16 protein-coding genes and 1 pseudogene are annotated in these 15,861 nt (G+C 63.8%); 7 read left to right on the top strand and 10 right to left on the bottom strand.

The features are described 5' to 3' along the window. Positions 1–222: 222 nt before the first annotated feature. The gene (locus tag AB7P10_RS17380) at positions 223–651 is read left to right on the top strand and encodes a hypothetical protein (protein WP_428295114.1); all 429 of its coding nucleotides are present in this window, start codon (positions 223–225) and stop codon (positions 649–651) included. Positions 652–711: 60 nt separating this feature from the next. Here the strand turns inward: AB7P10_RS17380 and AB7P10_RS17375 are convergent, their stop codons facing one another. From AB7P10_RS17375 to AB7P10_RS17355, 5 genes are read right to left on the bottom strand one after another with little or no spacing between them, the layout of a single operon-like run. After that, positions 712–1,020, bottom strand: coding sequence for a nucleotidyltransferase family protein (locus AB7P10_RS17375; RefSeq protein ID WP_428295113.1), 309 nt, complete (start codon positions 1,018–1,020; stop codon positions 712–714). A 53-nt stretch (positions 1,021–1,073) separates the two neighbouring features. After that, a complete protein-coding gene (locus AB7P10_RS17370) occupies positions 1,074–1,427 on the bottom strand; it encodes a HepT-like ribonuclease domain-containing protein (protein ID WP_428295112.1) in 354 nt (117 codons plus the stop codon). Continuing rightward, positions 1,424–1,714, bottom strand: coding sequence for a nucleotidyltransferase family protein (locus tag AB7P10_RS17365; RefSeq protein WP_428295111.1), 291 nt, complete (start codon positions 1,712–1,714; stop codon positions 1,424–1,426). The genes AB7P10_RS17370 and AB7P10_RS17365 overlap by 4 nt, the downstream gene beginning before the upstream one ends. A 52-nt stretch (positions 1,715–1,766) precedes the next feature. Beyond that, a complete protein-coding gene (locus AB7P10_RS17360) occupies positions 1,767–2,174 on the bottom strand; it encodes a phage holin family protein (protein ID WP_428295110.1) in 408 nt (135 codons plus the stop codon). A gap of 44 nt (positions 2,175–2,218) precedes the next feature. Then, positions 2,219–3,145, bottom strand: a complete 927-nt coding sequence (locus AB7P10_RS17355; RefSeq protein ID WP_428295109.1) for a restriction endonuclease — start codon at positions 3,143–3,145, stop codon at positions 2,219–2,221. On the opposite strand from AB7P10_RS17355, the gene AB7P10_RS17350 reads away from it, so the two are divergent. The 4 genes from AB7P10_RS17350 to AB7P10_RS17335 all read left to right on the top strand — a co-directional run bounded on the left by AB7P10_RS17350 (position 3,126) and on the right by AB7P10_RS17335 (position 7,385). Next, positions 3,126–3,656, top strand: a complete 531-nt coding sequence (locus AB7P10_RS17350) for a DUF4124 domain-containing protein (RefSeq protein ID WP_428295108.1) — start codon at positions 3,126–3,128, stop codon at positions 3,654–3,656. The genes AB7P10_RS17355 and AB7P10_RS17350 overlap by 20 nt on opposite strands. A gap of 384 nt (positions 3,657–4,040) precedes the next feature. Beyond that, positions 4,041–4,766, top strand: coding sequence for a putative phage abortive infection protein (locus AB7P10_RS17345; protein ID WP_428295107.1), 726 nt, complete (start codon positions 4,041–4,043; stop codon positions 4,764–4,766). A 1,441-nt stretch (positions 4,767–6,207) separates the two neighbouring features. Continuing rightward, positions 6,208–6,606, top strand: a complete 399-nt coding sequence (locus tag AB7P10_RS17340; RefSeq protein ID WP_428295106.1) for a hypothetical protein — start codon at positions 6,208–6,210, stop codon at positions 6,604–6,606. Positions 6,607–6,890: 284 nt separating this feature from the next. Next, positions 6,891–7,385, top strand: a complete 495-nt coding sequence (locus AB7P10_RS17335) for a hypothetical protein (protein ID WP_428295105.1) — start codon at positions 6,891–6,893, stop codon at positions 7,383–7,385. A 246-nt stretch (positions 7,386–7,631) separates the two neighbouring features. Here the strand turns inward: AB7P10_RS17335 and AB7P10_RS17330 are convergent. Then, positions 7,632–9,467: pseudogene (locus AB7P10_RS17330) on the bottom strand (glutamine--tRNA ligase/YqeY domain fusion protein). Between the two features lie 117 nt (positions 9,468–9,584). On the opposite strand from AB7P10_RS17330, the gene AB7P10_RS17325 reads away from it, so the two are divergent. After that, entirely contained in the window at positions 9,585–10,853 is a 1,269-nt protein-coding gene (locus tag AB7P10_RS17325; protein WP_428295104.1) for a DUF2157 domain-containing protein, read from the top strand. A gap of 3 nt (positions 10,854–10,856) precedes the next feature. Here the strand turns inward: AB7P10_RS17325 and AB7P10_RS17320 are convergent, their stop codons facing one another. Both AB7P10_RS17320 and AB7P10_RS17315 read right to left on the bottom strand, forming a co-directional pair. Then, a complete protein-coding gene (locus AB7P10_RS17320; RefSeq protein WP_428295103.1) occupies positions 10,857–12,728 on the bottom strand; it encodes a choice-of-anchor I family protein in 1,872 nt (623 codons plus the stop codon). A 112-nt stretch (positions 12,729–12,840) separates the two neighbouring features. Continuing rightward, the gene (locus AB7P10_RS17315) at positions 12,841–13,458 is read right to left on the bottom strand and encodes a DUF924 family protein (protein WP_428295102.1); all 618 of its coding nucleotides are present in this window, start codon (positions 13,456–13,458) and stop codon (positions 12,841–12,843) included. Positions 13,459–13,592: 134 nt separating this feature from the next. On the opposite strand from AB7P10_RS17315, the gene AB7P10_RS17310 reads away from it, so the two are divergent. Beyond that, complete coding sequence (locus tag AB7P10_RS17310; RefSeq protein ID WP_428295101.1) at positions 13,593–13,991, top strand: hypothetical protein; 399 nt, start codon at positions 13,593–13,595, stop codon at positions 13,989–13,991. A 6-nt stretch (positions 13,992–13,997) separates the two neighbouring features. Here the strand turns inward: AB7P10_RS17310 and AB7P10_RS17305 are convergent, their stop codons facing one another. Together AB7P10_RS17305 and AB7P10_RS17300 are read right to left on the bottom strand one after the other, a co-directional pair. Then, positions 13,998–14,804: a LytR/AlgR family response regulator transcription factor gene (locus AB7P10_RS17305; RefSeq protein ID WP_428295100.1), complete on the bottom strand. Its 807-nt coding sequence runs from the start codon at positions 14,802–14,804 to the stop codon at positions 13,998–14,000. Further along, on the bottom strand, positions 14,801–15,853 hold the full coding sequence (locus AB7P10_RS17300; RefSeq protein ID WP_428295099.1) for a sensor histidine kinase: 1,053 nt from the start codon (positions 15,851–15,853) through the stop codon (positions 14,801–14,803). The genes AB7P10_RS17305 and AB7P10_RS17300 overlap by 4 nt, the downstream gene beginning before the upstream one ends. Positions 15,854–15,861: the final 8 nt, after the last annotated feature.

Below are 15,861 nucleotides of genomic sequence, written 5' to 3'. Positions count from 1 at the left end.
CAGTTCGAGATCAAGGTGATTGCGAGGTTGCCGGAAGCGGTCTGACGCGCAAACGGGCCGAACTTCAGGGGCGAGACTCGCGGGCACTTCATCGATCCGGTTTGAAATGCGGGCCCCGATGGTCTAAGGTGAAACCGTCTGGCGGCATCTTTCCCCGCCCGTGCCGGGCTTGTGACCCGTTGCCAGGCTCTTTTCACCCTTTTCTTCTGAAAGGAGAACGACATGGGATTCCTCGACAAGATTCTTGGCTCCAAGCCCGCGTATCCGCCGCTGCCGGCCGGCACCGATGCGATGGCCAAGCTCGACGAAGTCAAGGCGCCGCTGGAGGAACTGGCGCACAAGGTACGTGACCCGTTGCAGGTGGTTCCGGCCGCGCATGAGGCCTTTGTGTTCCTGGGCAAACCCCCCGAGAACTTTGGCCTGGCCTGGATTCACGACGGCAAGGTCAGCAGCCTGAAAGACCTCATGCAGGAACACCACCTGTCGCAAGGCCAGGTCGAGAGGTTGCTGGACCGGCTTGGCAGCGCCTATCAACACGCCAGCGAAACGCCGCGCTACTCGGCGGAATTCGGCGGCAAGCAGATGGTGGTGATTCCGTCGAAGGATCTGGAGCAGGAAATGCACCAGATCATGTCGAACACGCTGCACTGAGCGCGGGCTGGTCTGAGCCCTGCAACCCTTTCGCGCACGTCCCACAGGAAGGCGCGCGGATCACGCTGCATAGATGGCTTCGCGGTGGCGGTTGATGTTGGCCAGCACGTAGGGGTTGCGCACCGCACCGGGTTCCACCAGATCCACCCCTCGGCCCAGCAAGCGCTCCAGATCAGACTTCGCGCCGAAGAAGGTGTGCAGGTCAGGCTGGACACCAGGCGCGAACTCCACCAGAAAGTCGGCGTCACTGCTTTCGGGGTTGAAGTCATCGGCCCGCGCGGCCGAGCCAAACACCTCCAGGCGCTGAATGCGGTAGCGCTGGCAGATGGCGGCTATGCCTGCAAGGTGTTGGGCTATGGCGGCGTGCATGGGTCCGAACGTATTGACGGCAGTGGTCGCCCTTGCCGTGTGCGACCGGTGTCTTACAGCGTCAACGACGTCAACTTGGCCTTCAAACCGGGCAAGTCCGAGGTGACCGTGGCCCATACGATGTCCAGATCCACCTTGAAGTAGCCGTGCGAGAGTGCGTTGCGCATCTCGTAGGCAAAGCCCCATGGCACCTGTGGATGCTGCTGAGCAAAAGCCGGGTGGTGTTTGGCCACGTTGTTGCACGCCTCGCCGATGACCTCCAGGTTGCGGATCACTGCATCCTGCGTCTTGCGGTCGGCCTTGAAGCCTGCGGCGTCCTGCCCTGCCGTGTAATTCAGAATGTTGTCGATTGCCTCGGCGATGTGCTGCAAGTAGTCGGCCGTGCGCAGCGGCTTGCCGCGCGTCACAGCCGCACAGCCTCGCGAAGCACTTGTTCGCGAAAGCTCGCGGGCAGGCCATTGGGCGTCAGCACGTCCACCTCCATGCCCAGCAGCGCCTTCAGCTCGTGGCGAATAGCACCAATGTCCAGCAGCGTGGTCGCGGGCGTTGGCTCTACCAGCAGGTCCAGGTCACTGCCCTCAACGTCGTCGCCGTGAATGGCCGAGCCGAACGCGCTCACCCCAGTCACACGGTGGCGCAGTGCGATTTCGCGGATTTGCAAGCGGTGCAGGTGAAGGGCTTGAGAGGGGCGCATGGCTGTGAGTGTAGAGGGAGCCGTTGGACAGGACAACCGACTGCGCCAAGCCTCAAAGCCAGACCCGCCCAGGCCCCGGGCTGGTCTGGATGGTGAACTCGGGCGAGCCGCCCAGCACGAAGGCGCCGAGCACCAGACTCAGCAGCGAGATGAACAGGCTGGCCCACAGCGCCGTCCAGAAGCCATCCACCTTGAAGCCGTCCACCAGCTTGGCGACCAGCATGAGCATCAGCGCGTTGATGACCAGCAGGAACAGGCCGAAGGTGATGAGCGTGAGCGGCAGCGTCAGCACCACCAGCAGCGGCCGCACGATTGCATTGGCCAGGCCCAGCAAAAGCGCCGACACCACCAGCGCCCCCGTGCCGCTGAAGCGGATGCCCTTGAACAGATGGCTTGCCACCCACAGGGAGAGGGCGGTGATGGTCCAGTGGAGGAGGAAGGGGGTTAGGTTGGTGAGCATGCGTGCGGTGTGTGATGTGTTCCGTGAATCGCGTTTCACCGCGTTCAATGTGCAGCCTTCATCGGAAGTGTGCGCTTGCAGCGAGGGTAGTTCATGCAACCCCAGAAAGGTGCACCGTCCTTCTTCGCTTCGCGCTGCACCATCTTCACGCCGCAACTCGCACAGGTGGGCTTCCAGTACTCACCTTCGTACGCCACAGCCAGAAGCTGGGCTTGTTGCTCTGGCGTGCGCTGGCCAATCAGACTGAGCAAACCGTTGCCGTCCTGCGCATTGATGCCATTGGCTTTGGCAAACGCCAGCGCGTCGGCTGTGTAGCGCGACGTGGTGGCGTAGGTGCCGCGCTTGATGCCGTGCGAGGCCATCACGCCCAGGAATTCGCGCAGTTCCTTCACCGTGACAGGTTTGCCCTGCCAGTGCTTGCACTGCACCACGGATACGGGGCCGTCGGCGTTCCTGGAGTGCAGCCAGATGTCCACCCCGCCGTCCGCCCCGTGCGACTGCGAGCGCGTGTCAAAACCAGCCTGGGAAAACAGCGCTTCTACCACCGCCTCGAAGCGCCGCCACTCAATGGCAGCGAACACAGCGGCGCTCCATTGTGTGGGTGCGTGAGCGGGGGCATCTGCTGAGATGGCCCTGGAACGTCGGGAATTCGTGGCGAGTGTTGGTTCAACCTTTGCCATCGGTTGCTCGCCCTCGCCCCCTTTGCTGCGCCCCAGCAGCGCGCCCAGAACCACCAGCACGATCCCGATGCCCAAGGCCACCCAGGCTGGTGTGGCAAGGCCCTTGGCCACTGCGGCCATTGGTCCGGGCTTGTTGAGCACGAACGACATGACCAGCAGCCCCACACCAAGGGCCATCGCTGTCAGACCCTTTTCTTTCAAAGTTCGGCGGGCTGTACGTGCTCCTCGACCCGAGCGGCGGCTTCTGGCCATAGTGATCTCCCCGATTCGCATGTTGAACTGCAACGGCATGATGCCGCAGTCCACAACAATCGGGGAGATCAGGATGTCAGGCAGACACCAGCAAAGGTTGAAGCTTGTTCAATGGGCGTGCACGGCCTTTTGCTTGGCAGTCGCTGCGCAGGGCACATGGGCCCAGGCCGTGTACCGGTGCGAAGCCAACGGCAGGGTGGCCTACTCCCACGAACCCTGCCCTGGCGCCAAAGCGGTGGACACCACACCCACCCAGGGTCTCGACAAGTCCAGCGGCGTCAGCCGCAAAGGTGCCGACGTGCGCCGCGACGAAACCAACCGGACGTTCAGCGAGGCCGTGCGTCCCATCACAGGCAAGACTCACGAAGAACGCATCACGATGCATCGCCGGTTCAAGCTGAGCGAGTTGGCAAAGGTGGAATGCCGTCTGCTGGATGAGCGCATCCCTGCGGAACAAGCTGCCGAGACACAGGCCGCGCCATCAAACTTGAAAGATGCGCAAATGGCCTTGTTCAAGAGCCGCAAGCGATATCGCGAGTTGGGTTGCTGAAGTAGCGAAGCCGATCTGTTCGAGGGCGATGTTTCTTGCATATCGAGCAGTGCGAACATGTCGGCTTCAGACTGGACTGCGACATTCAATATTTCGCTCTCAGCTGGCGCACTCAATCCAGAGCGGACGATGGACGACAAAACGAGCACACCGTAGAGCTGTCGCTAGCCCTGACTTGAATGCTGCGCATCCGATGCTCAACGCACCGAGCGGTACGCCATCGACTGATGCGTACCCAGTACGCTTTGAGCCTTGAACAAAAATGACACCATTTCGTCTCGAAGTTCAATATGCCGCGGTTCTGCAGCACGTGTTCAGGCCTCCTGCATGAGGTGTCAAGGTTAGACTGCGCACGTGTGCATTTAACTCCAATAGGTATCTGTCATGAAGATTTCCGACGTCCTGGTTCGCCATCCTTTTCGCTTCGGGGTGGCAGCTATTGTGAGTCTCCTTTGCGCATTTTTTCTGAATTTCAGGAAGGCGGATATTTCTAGCGGTGTTGCCGAGTGGGGACAGTTTGGCGATTACATAGGCGGCCTGCTGAATCCGCTTTTCGGCCTTATTTCCGTTGTACTGATCGCGGCGACGTTGCGAAGTCAAACGCAAGCAGCGAGGCTTCAGGCGTTCGAGCACCAGTTTTTCACGTTGCTTTCTCTCCATGCATCCGTCTTGCAGTCCATAGATCGCAAGATGAAGGACAAAACTATCATGCATGGCCGTGACTGCTTCCGAATTTTTTACAGGAGGATTGTTGCCATATCGCAGAAGAACAGTGTCCCACTCTCAACTGCCTACCAGCGCTTTCTAGAATCGGACGGGTGGGAGATCGAGCACTACTTTAGGACGGTGTATCACCTCTTCAAGCACGTGAAGGATCAAAGCGCGGAGATTGAAGCAAGCGCAAGTCAACGCAAGCGGTACTACGACCTCATCAAGTCGCAGCTATCCCAGTACGAAGTAGTCCTGTTGTGGCTTAACGTTGAAGGCCTGAATCGGGGAAACTGGGACTCAATACTGAGCGACCCAGAAGCTAGGCCATTCGAGCATTTGAGTAGGGCAAACTTGGTAGAGAATCCGCCTGAAGTACCAGTGACAGAAGCGGAAGATTGAGGATGCTCCAAGCAGGCGTCTCTAGGCATGATTCAATTTAGACCATGCATATGGCCAAGCTTCACGATTTGCACTCCTCGACTGAGCAAGATGATTCATTCATTCCACAAAAGTCTGACCGCGGCGCGGCAGGCCTAATGGGAGTAAATTGAAGGGAACTTTGATGAAATTTCTTTGGTATGTCGCCCCGCTGTGTGCCTTGCTCGGCGTGTCGGGTTGCGGATCGGAGAGCACGCAGGAGGCCCGGGCGAGCGCAGGTGGAAATGCCACAGCGGTCCCAGCAACACAGCAACTAGTTCCGGACGATACGGACGACACGCTCAATGGACGTCCCTCAGGTCTGATCCTCTACACGGATTTCGGTACTGGATGCCAGTATTTGGCCCTATCAAGAGAGGGGGCCCTGACACCACGACTCGGCGTCGATGGTCGTGCGGTGTGTCGAGAAGACTTGAAGCGCAAACAACATTAGACCTGGCATTTAAATGGACTGGCCCTCTTTACTCGCAGGTGCATTTATCGGCATCGCCGTGAATCTAGTCACGCCCTCAGTTCAGCGTGCACTACGGTCCCTCATCGGCTGGTCTGGAGCCGGCTTAACAAGGCTAACTGCTCGCACCCTGAGGAGGCGACTTGATGAACTGCAGAAGGAGCTCACACTTGTCCAAGAGTTACAGGCAAATCCATCAAAGCTTGTCGCCCGGGTAACTGCGGAGCTTGCCACGCTTAGCCTTGTGACTTGGTTCATACTGTGCGTCGGGTTTTTTGCCTTCGTTCAACCGGGAGGCGCTGTCATTGTTCCCAACTATTGGTGGGGGGCTCTGGGTGGGTTGTTCGGCGCCAGCTCACGCTACGCAATATCGGCAGCTGCAGTGTGGACACTCGCGGCAAAAGTTGGAAACGCTGACGAATACGTTCAAAAAAATTATGCCTTGCAACGAAGGATCCAGACGCTGCTAGCGCGAGAGACGAGTGGTTAGGCCGTCGATCAAGCGTACCCATGGTGATCGAGGAAAACAACGTTCTTCGACATTGCTGAGCTCACCGTTGCAGCTCGATCGTGTCAACTCATCAACCTCGATATGTCAAAAATCTACCGAACGGTATCGCATGTTCTTGGGTATACCGGAATGCCTCAATATGAGATTCGCGGCAATCTCATTTACCGTACCGTTTCCCATGAGGATGGTTACCATGGCATGCCTCAGTACGAGATCCGAGGAAATCAGATCTATCGCACTGTCTCGCACGTTGACGGCTACAACGGTATGCCTCAATACGAGGTTAAAGGCAGCAAGATCTACCGAACCGTTTCGCATGTGGATGGTTACGTAGGCATGCCGCAGTATGAGATTCGAGGCTAGCCTTGGGGATTAGCGTGAGCATATATGTACACATCGGCCGCCGCGCTCCGCAAGTGTCGGCGTTGGGCACGTCGCTCATGGCGCTTGCCGTTGGGGCATGGCTCGCTTGGTACTACGATCCAACATGGTTCAATCGAGCTGGATCGTTGGTTATCGTCTCCGGCGTTTTGCTGGCAGTCTCGCGCTTTCATGGGTGGGTCCACGCCGAGCAGATGAAACACCTCCAAGAGAACTTCGACGCAATCGTCGACACGATGGTTTGGGGATCCGTGAACAATTCGCAGAATTTGACGCCTGAAGTCAAACAACGAACTGAGTCCGTCTTTAGGGAGCAGGTGCAGCATAGATTGGCGGAGAACTATGCGGCCGCGAAGGACGAGCTCCGAGCATGGGAAGTGTTGTTGGTCGTTGCTGGCACCCTGATCAACGGGTTTGGAGATTGGTCGATCACGACCTTGAAGCGTCTACTCGCTTAACCAGATCGTTTGCAGCTGACTGGTTTGAACCGCTTTGCACAAGCCTGCCGCTCCGATCCATACCAAGCTAGGACAGCAACGTGCCTGGTGTGTCCATCTGGTTCAACATCGGAAGCCGTCATTCCCAGTGAGACTATGGGAATGTGCTGCGACCGCACGGGCGCTTTCCCACCTAGACACCACAGGTATGAACGTTAAAGCAGGAATGCTGCGGTACTTGTCGTCAGCCGCTGGGCCCAGCACTATCCCGAATCCGAATTCAAAGCTTAAAACTACTAGCACTCATGGTTGAACCTTCAGTCTTTGCTGCCATTCTCTCCAAGGTACTTGAGCTTTGGACCAAGCCCGTATTTCGTTTTGGCGTTCAGGATGGACGCCCGACCGTAGAGTTATTCCCGGAGAGGTATGAGCCTGCCAGCCTTGACGAGCGAATCCAGCGCATTGATGCGGCACGACGAAACCTCATAGAAGCCCTTGACGCTATCGACGAACTCAAGGCCGCTGCCGAGGAAAACAAGGCCGAACTTGCGGCAGCAATCGAGCGATTGAACAGCGCCAATAGGCAAAGGGTTACTGCGGAACGCGAGCTGGCAGCGGTACGAGACATCGCTCAATCGGACATTGACGTCTTCAAGAAGCTGGCAGGCATTCCCTCGCAGCGCGAGATCGCGAAGGAACGCTTCATTGGATTTCTCTTGGGCATCGCAGCATCAATCGCCGCCGCCGGACTCTGGAAACTCGGAGATTGGGTATTGCACGCACTTTCCTTGAAATCCTAGACACCGAATGAGGCATCAATCTACGTTCGCAGATCTTTGGTCGCAGCAGCCTAGCCGTGACACCACGGCGTGCAAGCCGCCGACCCTCCCAGCTGAAGGATGAATGACGGCAATGCGGCGCAGATCGCAAGTTAAATAACCATGCGGGAACTACCGCAATCGCTGCAAGGTTGTCTCTCCCAAGAAAAATGCCGATGCGCTCCGAAAGCCACCGGCATTTTCTGCTTGTAAATCGCCTTGGGGCGATCACTTTCCCCAGCTGTCCTTCAACCCCGTAACCCGATTGAACACGGGATTCCCCGCCACGTGATCCACCCGATCCGCCACAAAGTACCCGTGCCGCTCAAACTGGAACTTTTCATCCGGTTTCGCCGCCGCCAGTGACGGCTCCACGTAGGCGGTGACGACCTTCAGGCTGTCCGGGTTCAGCGCTTCGATGAAGTCTTTGCCGCCGGCATCGGGCTGGGCGTCCAGGAACAGGCGGTCGTACAGGCGCACTTCGGCTTGCACGCCGCTGGCGAGGCTCACCCAGGTGATGGCAGCTTTGGCTTTCACGCTGTCGGCGCCGGGGGTGCCGCTCTTGGTGCCGGGGATGACCTTGGCGTGCACTTCGGTCACGGTGCCGTTCGCGTCCTTGGCGCCGACGCCGGTGCACTCGATGACGTAGCCGCCTTTCAGGCGCACCACGTTGCCCGGAAAGAGGCGCTTGTAGCCCTTGGGCGGCACTTCCTCGAAGTCTTCGCGTTCGATCCACACCTCCTTGCCGATCTTGAAGATGCGGTCGGGCGGCGGGGTCTGGCCTTCGGCCATCGCGCTGTGGGGCAGGGCGGGCTGGGTGCAGTCTTCGGTGTAGTCGTCAGCGCCAAAGACCTCGGCCCAGTTGGTGAGCACCAGCTTGACGGGGTCCAGCACGGCCATGGCGCGGTGGGCCTTGTTTTCCAGGTCTTCGCGCAGGCAGCCTTCAAGCGTGCTGTAGTCGATCCAGGAATCGCTCTTGGTCACGCCAATGCGTTCGGCAAACAGCTGGATGCTCTCGGGCGTGTAGCCGCGCCGGCGCAGGCCGACTATTGTTGGCATGCGCGGGTCGTCCCAGCCGCTGACCTTGTGGTCGTACACCAGCTGCGCGAGCTTGCGTTTGCTGGTGATGACATACGTCAGGTTCAGCCGCGCAAATTCGTACTGGCGCGGCGGCGGGCTTTGCAGCAGGCCGCCTTCGCACAGGCGTTCCAGCAGCCAGTCGTAGAACGGGCGCTGGTCTTAAAATTCCAGCGTGCACAGGCTGTGGGTGATCTGTTCCAGCGCGTCCTCGAGCGGGTGCGCAAAGGTGTACATGGGGTAGATGCACCAGGCGTCGCCCGTGTGGTGGTGCGTGGCGCGGCGGATGCGGTAGATGGCCGGGTCGCGCAGGTTGATGTTGGGGCTGGCCATGTCGATCTTGGCGCGCAGCACCATGCTGCCGTCTTCGTGCTGGCCGTCGCGCATTTCGCGAAAACGCGCCAGGTTCTCGGCCGGCGTGCGGTTGCGGAAGGGGCTGTCCACACCGGGCTTGCCGAAGTCGCCGCGGTTGATGCGCATCTGCTCGGTGGTCTGTTCGTCCACATAGGCCAGCCCGGCCTGTACCAGGTATTCGGCGGCGCGGTACATGAAGTCGAAGTAGTCGCTGGCCTGGTACAGGTGCAGCTGGCCATTGGCTTCCCAGTTGAAGCCCAGCCAGCGCACCGCGTCCAGGATGCTGTTGACGTACTCCGTGTCTTCTTTCTCGGGGTTGGTGTCGTCAAAGCGCATGTGGCACACGCCGCCGTAGTCGCGCGCCAGGCCGAAGTTCAGGCAGATGCTCTTGGCGTGGCCCACGTGCAGGTAACCGTTGGGCTCGGGCGGGAAGCGGGTGCGGATCTTCGCCGGGTCGCTCTGGCCGGCGGCGTGGTGTGCGGCGTCGCCCGGGCTGCCACCCCAGCGGCGCTGGGCGTAGGTGCCGGCGGCCAGATCGTGTTCGATGATCTGGCGCAGAAAGTTGCTGACCTTGTGTTCGCCTTCGGCGGCGGGGGCGTTGTTCGGCTTGTTGCCGGGGGTGGTGGAGCTCATGCCGCATTCTATTGATGCGGCCCTGCCCGTAGCGCCTTGGGGGCAGTGCTACTTTGGTTCCATTCGGGCGGTTTCAGCTATCGTGGCTGCTCCCGGACGAGGAAGAGGAAGCCCCAGATGGACAACAACGACAACCCCGACACCATGCCCACCGACGAGCCCACGCGGTGGGAGATCACGCAGACGGAGGACGTGTTCCTGCCCTCGGTGCGCGTGCAGATTGGCTGGCACGACGTGCAGGCCGCCGTGGAGGCAGGCGCCATCCTGCCGACGGAGGCGCATGCGCTCTGGGCCTCTTGGGCCACGCCGGGCAGCCCGCTGCGCGTGGGGGCCGGTGGTGGCACCGCCGCGGTGCCGACGGCAGCCGAGCTCGCGCGCGAGGACGCCGAGGCCGCCGATGCGATGCGCGAGATGCCCACGCACCCCGCGCCGCTGGAGCGCGGGCCGGTGTTCAGCTTCACCAACACGCTGTATTACTTCGGCGGCATGCTGGCCATTGGCGCCATGACGCTGTTCATGACGCTGGGCTGGGAACTGTTCGGCGCCTGGGGCGTGTTCGTGCTGGCGGTGGGTTACCTCACGGGTGCGCTGCTGGTGGCGCGCAACCTGCTGGCGAACAACCTGCGCACGCCGGCCGGCGTGCTGGCCACGCTGGCCGTGTGCCTGGTGCCGCTGGCGGTGTGGGCGTTCCAGTCCGGCATCGGGCTGTGGCCCGACGGCGGGCCCGACAGCTACCGCGACTACCACCGCTACATCGACTGGCGCTGGCTCACGCTGGAACTCGCCACGCTGGCCGCTGCCGTGGTGCTGCTCTACCGCTTCAAGCTGCCCTTCATGGTGATGCCAGTGGCCGTGACGATCTGGTACCTCAGCATGGACGTGGCGCACATGCTGATGCAGAAGGACGGCTTTGACTGGGAATTCACGCGCGATGTGTCGCTGGTGTTCGGCCTGGCCACCTGCGCTCTTGCCGTGTGGGTGGACCTGCGCACGCGCACCGCCACGAACGCCGAAGACCGGCAGGACTTCGCCTTCTGGCTCTACCTGTTCGGCGCGATCATGTTCTGGTGCGGGCTGAGCCTGCGCGAGAGCGAATCGGAGTTCAACAAATTCCTGTACGCGCTGATCAACGTGGGGCTGGTGTTCCTGGGCGCGGCCATCGGCCGGCGGGTGTTCACCGTGCTCGGCGCGATCGGCGTGGCCAGCTATCTGGGTTACCTGGCCTGGCGCGTGTTCGAGGACAGCCTGCTGTTCCCCTTCGCGCTCACGCTGCTCGGGCTGGGCGTGGTGGCGCTGGGCATCTGGTGGCAGCGGCACGAGGCCGCCATCCATACCCGTCTGGCCGGCTGGCTGCCAGCGGCGCTGCGGCCGCTGGCGTCCGGCTGACGTTCAGTACGTCAGGTTGAGCTGCAGCACCGCGGTGGTGCCGCTCACCTCGTTGCCCACCACCAGCAGCGGCTTGCCGTTGGGCGAACGTGCGGCGGGGATGAACACCAGGCCTTCGGGGCCCAGGTCCCCCGCGGTGGCCAGGCTCGGCGGGTCGGTCACCCATTCGTCGCGGGTGTTCAGGTAGTCCACGCGCGTGGGCGCGGCGGGGTTGGTGATGTCGTACACCAGCACGCCGCCCATGCGCTCCAGGCCGATGAAGGCGAAGGTCTTGTTGCCGATCTTGCCCAGCGCCAGGCCTTCGGGTTCCGGGCCCTTGGCGTCGCTGCGGCTGTCCATGGCGTTGCCTTCGTCGTGGCCGGAGTTGAAGTACGTCGCGCAGGGAATGCTGCGGTCCTTGCCGAGCTTGCAGTCGGCGCTGGCGAGGAACTTCTCGATCTCCGCGCCCGAATCCCACACCAGGTTGCCGCTGGCGTTCCAGATGCTGAAGGAGCGGCCGCCATAGCTGTAGAGGTTGTCGTACATGAGGCGGTTGCCCGTCGGGTCCTGCACACCAGCGGCGTTGAACAGCACCGGCGCGCCCAGGGCGTCCACCCGGTAGCCCATGGTCCAGCTGATGTTGAGCCGGCCGAGGGCGCCGTCGGCGCGGCAGCCCATCGGGTCGCCGTCGATGGCGCCGCAATAGCCGAAGGTGGCGGGGTTGAGCAGGCCGCCAGCGGCCATGGCGTTGAGTTGCGGCGGCAGGTCGTCGCCCGCGCGGCCGGCCCAGCCGTTGCGGTTGATCAGGTGCTTGACGCGGAACTCCTCCACGAAGCCTTTGCTCGCGTCACCGGCCCAGTAGGCCGCGTCGCCCTCACCCCAGGCGCGGGCGTCGCCTTCGTTGGCGGTGACGAGGTAGGTCTGGCCGCTCACGGTGTAGGCCGCCATGGAATCGGGCTGGTACATGCCGCGCACGCCGGCCCAGTTGCGGATGTTGATGGTCGAACCGTCGGTGTCGGAGGCGTCGAGCTCGTTGCCGGTCGCGCCATGGTCCTTGTAGCCCAGAGGCAGCACGTCGGTGACGGTGGCGGTGGCGATGTTCACCCGGGCCATCGCGTTGTTCTCCTGCAGGGTCACCCAGGCGGTGGTGCCGTCGGCCGAGACGGCGATGTATTCGGGCTCCAGGTCTTTCGCCGCCGTGGCGTTGGGGCCGTAGAGGCGCACGCCGGCGGCGCGCAGCGTGGCTTCCTGGCCGTTGAAAGCAGTGAAGCCGGCGGTGCGCACCACGGGCGTGGCGGGCGTGCTCACGTCGATGACGCTGATGCTGCCTTCGGGGTCGCTCTGGTAGTCGTCGCTGGGCTCGCCTTCGTTGGCCACCAGCACGGTGCGGCCGTCGGGTGTGAAGGTGACCATGTCGGGCAGGGCGCCCACCGTCGCCGAGCCGATCAGGCCCAGGTCGCTCGCGCGGTAGAGCGCCATGCGGCCGGGGTCGGTCTTCACGGGGGCCTGGATCGCCACGGCCACGGTGCCGTCGTGCACCGCCACGCTGTTGATCTCGGCGCCGGCGAGCACGGCGGTGGCGTCGAGCACGCCGATCTTCACCGGGTTGGTGGGGTCGCTCAGGTCCAGCACGTCGACCGCGCCCAGCTGGGCGTTGACCACGAACAGGCGCTTGCTCGCGGCATCAAAGGCCGGAATCTCGGCCGCGCTGACGCCGAACTGGCCGGTGCTGTAGCCGCCGATCTTCTCCAGCGTGAGGCCCGCGGGCGTGGCTTCCACCACCGGGCCGAGCGCGGGCGCGTTGTCGCCGCCGCCGCAGGCGGCGAGCACGGCGCCCATGAGCAGGGACACGGTGAGCAGGCGGGGAGAGGAAGCGGAGGGCAGCGGGAAGCGCATCGGGTGGTCTCTACGTTGTGGTTGAAACCCACGGTTGTAGGAACCGGTCGTGACGCGCGTGTGACCTCTGTGCGTCGATCCCATGACAGGCGGGCGCGTGGCCCGCCCGCGCTCACTGCCCGAAGCGCGGGCCGTCCTGCAGGAAGGCGATTTCCTCGGGCGTGCTGGTGCGCCCGAGCGCGGCATTGCGGTGCGGGAAGCGGCCGAAGCGCGCCACGATGTCGCGGTGCTGTTCGGCGAACTGCAGGTTGCCGCGCAGCTTGTCGTGGAGCTCGGGTGGGCTGGTGTCGAGCAGGCGCTGGAAGCAGCGCACGCACTCGTGCTGCATGGCCAGGTCTTCGGCGTGTTCCAGTGGCATGTAGAGAAACGCCCGCCCCACGGGCGCGAGTTCGAGGTCCTGCCCGCTGTCGATGGCCTGGCGCACGAGTCGCTGCGCGCGTGCGTCGCCCGCGAAGGCGCGGGCCTGGCCCCGGTGCACGTTGCGGGTGAACTGGTCGAGCAGCAGCACCAGCGCCAGGCGGTGGGTGATGGGGTGCTCCCAGTCCTGCAGGCCGCCGTCAATCGCCTGTTCCACGAGCGCACCGAAGCGCTCGCGCACCAGCGCGTCCTGCGCCGCGCCGCCACCGAACCACAGGCTGCGCCGGTCGTCCGAACACCAGCCGAGCTGCAAACCGTCACCGAGCCAGAAGTGGAGGACGTCCTGCGCGGTGGAATCGGTGGGGTGTTTCATGCGGAATTCAATGTAAAGATGGGGCGGTCGTTACGTCTGGCAACGACTTTGACCGTGCGTGTGGAACAAGGGGCGGCGAGGCTCCGTTTAATAGGGACACAGGGTACACAAGAACCCTGCCAAGGAGCCCCCACATGAACACGCAGACCCTCAAAACCCCCTGGCGCCGCAGCTCGGGACTGGCCCGAGGCCTTGCCATTGCCACCCTGGCCGCTGGCGCCTGGGCACTGTCCACGATGGGTTCGCTGGCCCACGCTGGCGGCGGCGTGCACTGGTCCATTGGCGTACATGCGCCCGGCGTGGTCGTGGGCGCGTCGAACGCGCCGCCGGTCTACCACGTGAGCCCGCCGGTGTACTACGCGCCGCGCCCGATCTACTACGCGCCCCGGCCCATCTACTACGCGCCACCGCCGGTGTACTACGCACCTCGCCCGGTGTACCGCTCGCACTGGGGCCACGGCGCGCGCTGGGACGACCGCCGCCACGGCCACAAGCGCGGCCACGGGCATGGCCATCGCGGCGGCCATCGCTGAGCGATCTCACATCGCCCGGAAGCGCTCGGCGTAAAGCCGGCTCACCGCCAGCGCCTCGGGCCGCCCGCGCAGGCGCAGGCTCAGGCGCCCGGCCTCGTTGCGGGTCACGCTGTGGATGGCGTCGGCGCGCACCACGGTGCCGCGGTGGATCTGCCAGAACTGCGACGGGTCCAGCTGTGGCAACAATTCTTTCAGCGGGGTGCGGATCAGCACCTCGCTCTCCGCGGTCAGCACGCGCACGTACTTGTCGGCCGCCTCGAACACCAGCACCTCGGCCACGGGCACCATGCGGATGCCCTGGCCCACGCTGGCGGGGATGACCTGCAGGCGAGGTGGGGGTGCCGTGCCGGTGGGCGCGTCGCCCGCGCTCAGCAGGGCACGCAGGCGGGCCAGCGTGGACTCGTCGAAAACACCGGCCGCCGGCTGGCGCTGTGCCAGCACCTGCTGCACGCGCTGCACGGTGCGGGCGAGCCGCCCGGCCTGCACGGGCTTGAGCACGTAGTCCACCGCCTGGGCCTCGAACGCGGCCACGGCGTAGGCGTCGTAGGCGGTGACGAACACCAGCGCCGGGAAGGGCGGGCCGTCGGGCCACTCCTCGGCCAGTTCGGCGGCCGCTTCCAGGCCGGTCTGGCCGGGCATGCGGATGTCGAGGAACAGCACGTCGGGCCGCAGCGCCAGTGCCTGCGCCACAGCGGCCTGGCCGTCGCCCACGGTGGCCACGATGCGCAGGGCGGGCCAGGCCCGCGCAAGCTCGGCATGCAGCGCCTGTGCCAGCAGGGATTCGTCTTCGGCGATCAGGGCGGTGGCGTTCATGGTGCGGCGGCGGGCGTTTGCAGGGGCAGGGTGAGCAGGGCGCGCGTGCCGCCACCCGGGCCGGCCTGCCAGTCGAGTTCGGCGCGGCCAGGGTAGGCATTGGCCAGGCGCTCGCGCACCTGTGTCAGGCCGAAACCGGGCGTGGGCGAGGGCGCGCAGCCGACGCCGGTGTCGCTGACCTCCAGTTCCAGATCCTGCACGCCGGCGCCTCGCCGCGCCATGACGCGGACTTCACCGCCCTCGCGGCTGGGCTCCAGGCCGTGGCGAATGCAGTTCTCCACCAGCGGCTGCAGCAGCAGTGGCGGCACGGGCTGGCTGGCCAGGGCTTCGGGCAGGTCCAGCCGGTAGCGCAGGCGCGGTCCCATGCGCACGGCCATCAGTTCGAGGTAGTCGCGCAGCCGGTCGAATTCGGCCTGCAGGGTGTGGCGCCCGGCGGTGGCTTCGGTGCGCGAGGCGGTGAGCGTGGCGCGCAGGAAGTCGTTGAGGCGGTCGAGCATGGCGGTGGCGCGCTCGGGGTCGGTGCCGATGAGCGCGCGCAGGTTGGCCAGCGTGTTGAACAGCATGTGCGGCTCCAGCTGCGATTCGAGCAGCCTCAGGCGCGCTTCGCTGGCCTGGCGCAGGGCTTCTTCCCGGGCCAGTCGGGCGCCGGCGAGCATGGCGCGGCTGGTGAAGAAGTAGGCCCCGAAGCCGCCGGCGGCCAGCGACATCAGCAGCAGGCCGAGCGTGGCGCGCGGGAAGTTGCTCAGACCGTTCAGGAGGTCGCGACCCAGCAGCAGGTTGGCCACCGCCATGCCACCCGGGTAGGACGCCAGCACCGCCACCACCACCAGCACCGCCATGGGTGCCGCGCCGGGCCAGCCACTGGGGTGCAGCACGTGGCGCCCGCCGTCGATCAGGGCCCAGATGCTCAGGCCGATGCACTGCGAGTACATCAGGTTGTCCGCAAAATGGTCGCCCATCACGGCGGTGATGGCCAGCGCGATCACGGTGTTGAACACCACGGCGCCGAAAGCGCGGCGCGCGATGACGAAGGGGTTGAGCGGTGGCATGGCCGCAG

The organism is Hydrogenophaga sp. (assembly GCF_050182545.1).
Lineage (GTDB): Bacteria > Pseudomonadota > Gammaproteobacteria > Burkholderiales > Burkholderiaceae_C > Hydrogenophaga.
Note: the sequence above shows the minus strand (reverse complement) of the source record. Positions and strands in the feature narration are given on the sequence as shown.